Below are 3,187 nucleotides of genomic sequence, written 5' to 3'. Positions count from 1 at the left end.
GTCTACGACAACCCTTTAGAGAGCTCGAAGCTCTAGGGATGACTCATCTCGGGGCCAGCTTCGCGCTTAGATGCTTTCAGCGCTTATCTGTGCCGAACTTAGCTACCGGGCAATGCGTCTGGCGACACAACCCGAACACCAGCGGTTCGTCCACTCCGGTCCTCTCGTACTAGGAGCAGCTCCCCTCAATCATCCAACGCCCACGGCAGATAGGGACCGAACTGTCTCACGACGTTCTAAACCCAGCTCGCGTACCACTTTAAATGGCGAACAGCCATACCCTTGGGACCGACTTCAGCCCCAGGATGTGATGAGCCGACATCGAGGTGCCAAACACCGCCGTCGATATGAACTCTTGGGCGGTATCAGCCTGTTATCCCCGGAGTACCTTTTATCCGTTGAGCGATGGCCCTTCCATTCAGAACCACCGGATCACTATGACCTACTTTCGTACCTGCTCGAGCCGTCACTCTCGCAGTTAAGCGGGCTTATGCCATTGCACTAACCTCACGATGTCCGACCGTGATTAGCCCACCTTCGTGCTCCTCCGTTACTCTTTGGGAGGAGACCGCCCCAGTCAAACTACCCACCAGGCACTGTCCTCACCCCGGATAACGGGGCTAAGTTAGAACATCAAACATACAAGGGTGGTATTTCAAGGATGGCTCCACAGCAACTGGCGTCGCCGCTTCAAAGCCTCCCACCTATCCTACACATGTAGGCTCAATGTTCAGTGCCAAGCTGTAGTAAAGGTTCACGGGGTCTTTCCGTCTAGCCGCGGGTACACAGCATCTTCACTGCGATTTCAATTTCACTGAGTCTCGGGTGGAGACAGCGTGGCCATCATTACGCCATTCGTGCAGGTCGGAACTTACCCGACAAGGAATTTCGCTACCTTAGGACCGTTATAGTTACGGCCGCCGTTTACCGGGGCTTCGATCAATGGCTTCTCTTGCGATAACCACATCAATTAACCTTCCGGCACCGGGCAGGCGTCACACCGTATACGTCATCTTTCGATTTTGCACAGTGCTGTGTTTTTAATAAACAGTTGCAGCCACCTGGTATCTGCGACTGCCCATAGCTCCATCCGCAAGGGACTTCACCGCGGGCAGCGTACCTTCTCCCGAAGTTACGGTACCATTTTGCCTAGTTCCTTCACCCGAGTTCTCTCAAGCGCCTTGGTATTCTCTACCCGACCACCTGTGTCGGTTTGGAGTACGGTTGCTACTTACCTGAAGCTTAGAGGCTTTTCCCGGAAGCATGGCATCAATGACTTCACCACCTTGGTGGCTCGACATCGTGTCTCGGCCTTGATTTCCCGGATTTGCCTAAGAAATCAGCCTACGCACTTGAACCTGGACAACCATCGCCAGGCCCACCTAGCCTTCTCCGTCCCCCCATCGCAGTAAGCAGCAGTACGGGAATATTAACCCGTTTCCCATCGACTACGCCTTTCGGCCTCGCCTTAGGGGCCGACTTACCCTGCCCCGATTAACGTTGGACAGGAACCCTTGGTCTTCCGGCGAGGAGGTTTTTCACCCCCTTTATCGTTACTCATGTCAGCATTCGCACTTGTGATACCTCCAGCATGCCTCTCAGCACACCTTCAACAGCTTACACAACGCTCCCCTACCCAATATCCATAAGGACATTGCCGCAGCTTCGGTGTATCGCTTAGCCCCGTTACATCTTCCGCGCAGGCCGACTCGACCAGTGAGCTATTACGCTTTCTTTAAATGATGGCTGCTTCTAAGCCAACATCCTGGCTGTCTGAGCCTTCCCACATCGTTTCCCACTTAGCGATAACTTTGGGACCTTAGCTGGCGGTCTGGGTTGTTTCCCTCTCCACGACGGACGTTAGCACCCGCCGTGTGTCTCCCGGATAGTACTTACTGGTATTCGGAGTTTGCAAAGGGTTGGTAAGTCGGGATGACCCCCTAGCCTTAACAGTGCTCTACCCCCAGTAGTATTCGTCCGAGGCGCTACCTAAATAGCTTTCGGGGAGAACCAGCTATCTCCGAGTTTGATTGGCCTTTCACCCCTAGCCACAGGTCATCTCCTAACTTTTCAACGTTAGTGAGTTCGGTCCTCCAGTTGATGTTACTCAACCTTCAACCTGCCCATGGCTAGATCACTCGGTTTCGGGTCTAATGCTAGCAACTACACGCCCAGTTAAGACTCGGTTTCCCTACGGCTCCCCTATGCGGTTAACCTTGCTACTAACATTAAGTCGCTGACCCATTATACAAAAGGTACGCGGTCACCCCACAAAGGAGGCTCCCACTGCTTGTACGTAGACGGTTTCAGGTTCTATTTCACTCCCCTCACAGGGGTTCTTTTCGCCTTTCCCTCACGGTACTGGTTCACTATCGGTCAGTCAGGAGTATTTAGCCTTGGAGGATGGTCCCCCCATGTTCAGACAAGATATCACGTGTCCCGTCCTACTCGNCCTAACTTTTCAACGTTAGTGAGTTCGGTCCTCCAGTTGATGTTACTCAACCTTCAACCTGCCCATGGCTAGATCACTCGGTTTCGGGTCTAATGCTAGCAACTACACGCCCAGTTAAGACTCGGTTTCCCTACGGCTCCCCTATACGGTTAACCTTGCTACTAACATTAAGTCGCTGACCCATTATACAAAAGGTACGCGGTCACCCCACATGGAGGCTCCCACTGCTTGTACGTAGACGGTTTCAGGTTCTATTTCACTCCCCTCACAGGGGTTCTTTTCGCCTTTCCCTCACGGTACTGGTTCACTATCGGTCAGTCAGGAGTATTTAGCCTTGGAGGATGGTCCCCCCATGTTCAGACAAGATATCACGTGTCCCGTCCTACTCGTTTTCACGACTAAGGCGCTGTCGGTTACGGGGCTATCACCCTTTATTGCCAGGTTTTCCAACCTGTTCACCTAACGCCTAAGCCGCTTAAGGGCTGCTCCGGGTTCGCTCGCCGCTACTGCCGGAATCTCAATTGATTTCTTTTCCTTCGGGTACTTAGATGTTTCAGTTCCCCGAGTTCGCCTCTTAGCGCTATGTATTCACGCTAAGATACCTGCTTATGCAGGTGGGTTTCCCCATTCGGAAATCCCAGACTCAAATGGCTTTTACTGCCTTATCTGGGCTTATCGCAAGTTAATACGTCCTTCATCGCCTCTGACTGCCAAGGCATCCACCGTCTACGCTTA

At 52.7% G+C, this 3,187-nt stretch carries 1 rRNA gene (cut by a window edge); it reads right to left on the bottom strand.

The annotated features are described in order from the left end of the window. A 23S ribosomal RNA gene (locus BZJ17_RS02050) occupies positions 1-3,187 on the bottom strand (its annotated part extends 52 nt beyond the left edge of the window); the annotation flags it as partial.

The organism is Salinivibrio sp. IB574, assembly GCF_001996205.1.
GTDB classification, from domain to species: domain Bacteria; phylum Pseudomonadota; class Gammaproteobacteria; order Enterobacterales; family Vibrionaceae; genus Salinivibrio; species Salinivibrio proteolyticus.
The sequence above is the reverse complement of the archived record's forward strand: the minus strand, read 5'-3'. Positions and strand labels throughout refer to the sequence as shown.